This window comes from Komagataeibacter oboediens, from assembly GCF_003207815.1.
Classification (GTDB): domain Bacteria; phylum Pseudomonadota; class Alphaproteobacteria; order Acetobacterales; family Acetobacteraceae; genus Komagataeibacter; species Komagataeibacter oboediens.
Genome location: NZ_NKTX01000149.1, coordinates 1 through 2,425 on the forward strand (window position 1 = coordinate 1; position 2,425 = coordinate 2,425).

A 2,425-nucleotide genomic window follows, 5' to 3' on the forward strand; every position below is an offset into this window, starting at 1 on the left:
CCGTTAATGGGGGCGTGCTGTCCTTTAAAGGAGGCCAGAGGGGCCGGGGTGGCAGGCAGGGTCTGCCAGCGTTTTGTTAAATGCTCAGTCATATCGTCAGGCCTCGTAAAAGAGCATGTTGTGGGTATCTTGGTATAACAAGATACCCTGCGCCTTTAGATGGCCGTGTATGACGAGACTTGCAAATGTGTGAGGCGGGATGCTGTTTCCCCAGATCCCCCGCCTGTCTTTTGGTTTAAAAAGCGATAGGCTGGGGAATTCGTTGTCAGGCAACAGGCCTTATTTTTTAGGCGTCCGAACGGCCGTTACTTCAATTTCAATCAGCCACCCGGGGTTGGCGAGCTGAGCCACGGCAAAGGCGGAGCGCACTGGCAGATTAGGCTGCTTTTCTGTGCCGAAATACTGGGTGTAGGCCTTCATCATGCCATCAAAATCCAGCTGCTTTGTGCGCGGGTCCGCCACCATATAGATGTGCATCTGCACAACATCACCCATGGTCAGGTTCAGCTTTTTCAGCTCGCCTTCAATGCGCTGGAGAGAGGCGAGTGTCTGGGCGCGGGTGTCGCCATAGGCCTCAAGGCTTTTGGGCGGCGCGGTTTTGTCCTGCACCGGAGCGCCCATGCCGCTCAGATAAATGGTGGTGGCCCCGGCGGGGACTTCCACCGCGGTGGAGATGGGGAATTTCCCCTCACCATGACGGATCACGCCGCCTTCAGCATGCGCCAGAGCAGGGAAGGCAGCCAGAGCCGTCAGGGCTGCGGCGGGGATCAGGCTTTTAAAAAGGCGCACGTTATTCTTCCTCTACTGACAGATGGGGACGCATTTCAGACACGTCTTCTGGTTTCAGGGCATCAGTATAATGGTTCCCGAAATGTGTGCGAACGTAATTGACGACATCGGCTACCTGCTGGTCATTCAGCAGTCCGGCAAACCAGGGCATGCCGCCAAAGCCGTTCAGCACCACATAAGCAGGATACTCGGCACTTTTCAGTTTGGGGTTGCCGGCCAGAGCCGGGAACTGTGCGCCGGCTCCCACAGCGCCTTTGCCGTCTGGCATATGGCAGCTCTGGCAGACGTGATGATAAATAGCCTCTCCATCCGGCAGGACCTGCATTTTACCGTCCACGGCACTCGCACTATCCGCATGGGCGGCAACCGGGGCGAGAGCAGCGGAGGCAAGGCCTGCGGTGAGGCAGAGAGACGTTACAAGCAGAAATTTACGCATCAGGCGGCTCCCAGCGCGCGTTTGTGCAGACGGGTCACGGCATCCAGTGCGGAGAGAATGGCCTCCTCCTGCCAGCACCCGACGTAAGAGGCGTGCTCACCAGCCAGAACGAGGCGGTTATCCACGGCGCACAGTGTTTTGTAATGGGTTTTCCGGGCTTCCTCCGTCCACATGGAGCAGCAGCCCAAAGTCCAGGGCACGCGGCTCCATGCAAAACTGACGCCGTTTGAAAACTCTTTGCGATACTGCGGATGAATGGCCGTGCCCTGATCCAGCGCGCGCTGAATACGTTTCTCCGGCGTCATACCTGCAAAGTCATAGGCGGCGGGGCCGAAGGTAATCCCCCCATAAAAAGAGTGACTTTTGAATGAGAATTTTCTCAGCGTAAGAATTGAGGAGATTCTGATGAAGAGTGATCGCTTTACTGACGCCCAGATCATGGGTGTGATCCGCCAGGCTGAGGGCGGTGTCCCGGTTCCTGACCTGTGCCGGGAGCATGGGATTAGCAACGCCACGTTTTACCGGTGGCGCGCGAAATATGGCGGCATGGATGCTTCGATGATCAGTCAGATGAAGGCTCTGGAAGAGGAGAACCGTCGGCTGAAGCGCATGTATGCGGATTTGAGCATGCAGACGGATATCCTGAAGGAAGCCCTTGGAAAAAAATGAAGCGGCCAGCCCAGCGCCGGGAACTGGCCGCACAAGCTGTGGCGCATCATGGGGTCAGCATTGCGCTGGCCTGTCGGATTTTTGGGATATCCGAGACCTGCTTTCGCTATCGTCCGCGACTGGCAGCGGAGAACGACAGGATTGCCGCTCTTCTGGTGGGACTGACCCAGGCTCACAGGAGATGGGGATTTGGTCTGTGTTTCCTGTATCTGCGCAATGTGCAGGGACAGCTCTGGAATCATAAGCGGGTTTATCGGATCTATCGGGAACTGGAACTCAACCTGCGGATTAAACCCCGCAGGCGTCTGGTTCGCGAAAAGCCTGAAAAGCTGTCGGTTCCGGCCCTTCCCAACAGGGTCTGGTCCATGGATTTTATGGCGGACAGGCTGATGGATGGACGTGCTTTTCGGCTCCTGAACATTCTGGATGACTTATGTGGACGGCCGGTTCGATGCAATGGATCACATTTGTTATCTCTCTGCGTTTCTCTAAATCTTGTTTTCTCGGTGGAATGCATCGCTGCTCGCAGGA

Annotated in this window: 2 protein-coding genes and 2 pseudogenes; 1 reads left to right on the forward strand and 3 read right to left on the reverse strand. The window is 56.4% G+C overall.

Going from position 1 to position 2,425, the window contains the following annotated elements; translation table 11 throughout:
• Window positions 1–279: 279 nt before the first annotated feature.
• The 3 genes and pseudogenes from CFR80_RS17695 to CFR80_RS17705 form a co-directional block, all read right to left on the reverse strand.
• Window positions 280–789: a RidA family protein gene (locus tag CFR80_RS17695; protein WP_082779549.1), complete on the reverse strand. Its 510-nt coding sequence runs from the start codon at window positions 787–789 to the stop codon at window positions 280–282.
• Window position 790: 1 nt separating this feature from the next.
• Window positions 791–1,225 (reverse strand): c-type cytochrome, encoded by a 435-nt coding sequence (locus tag CFR80_RS17700; protein WP_110507821.1) that lies wholly within the window; start codon window positions 1,223–1,225, stop codon window positions 791–793.
• Window positions 1,225–1,572 (reverse strand): annotated as a pseudogene (locus tag CFR80_RS17705) (flavin monoamine oxidase family protein); the annotation flags it as partial. The gene CFR80_RS17700 and the pseudogene CFR80_RS17705, both read right to left, overlap by 1 nt.
• Window positions 1,573–1,630: 58 nt before the next feature.
• Between CFR80_RS17705 and CFR80_RS17710 the strand changes: the two are divergent.
• A pseudogene (locus CFR80_RS17710) lies at window positions 1,631–2,425 on the forward strand (transposase); the annotation flags it as partial.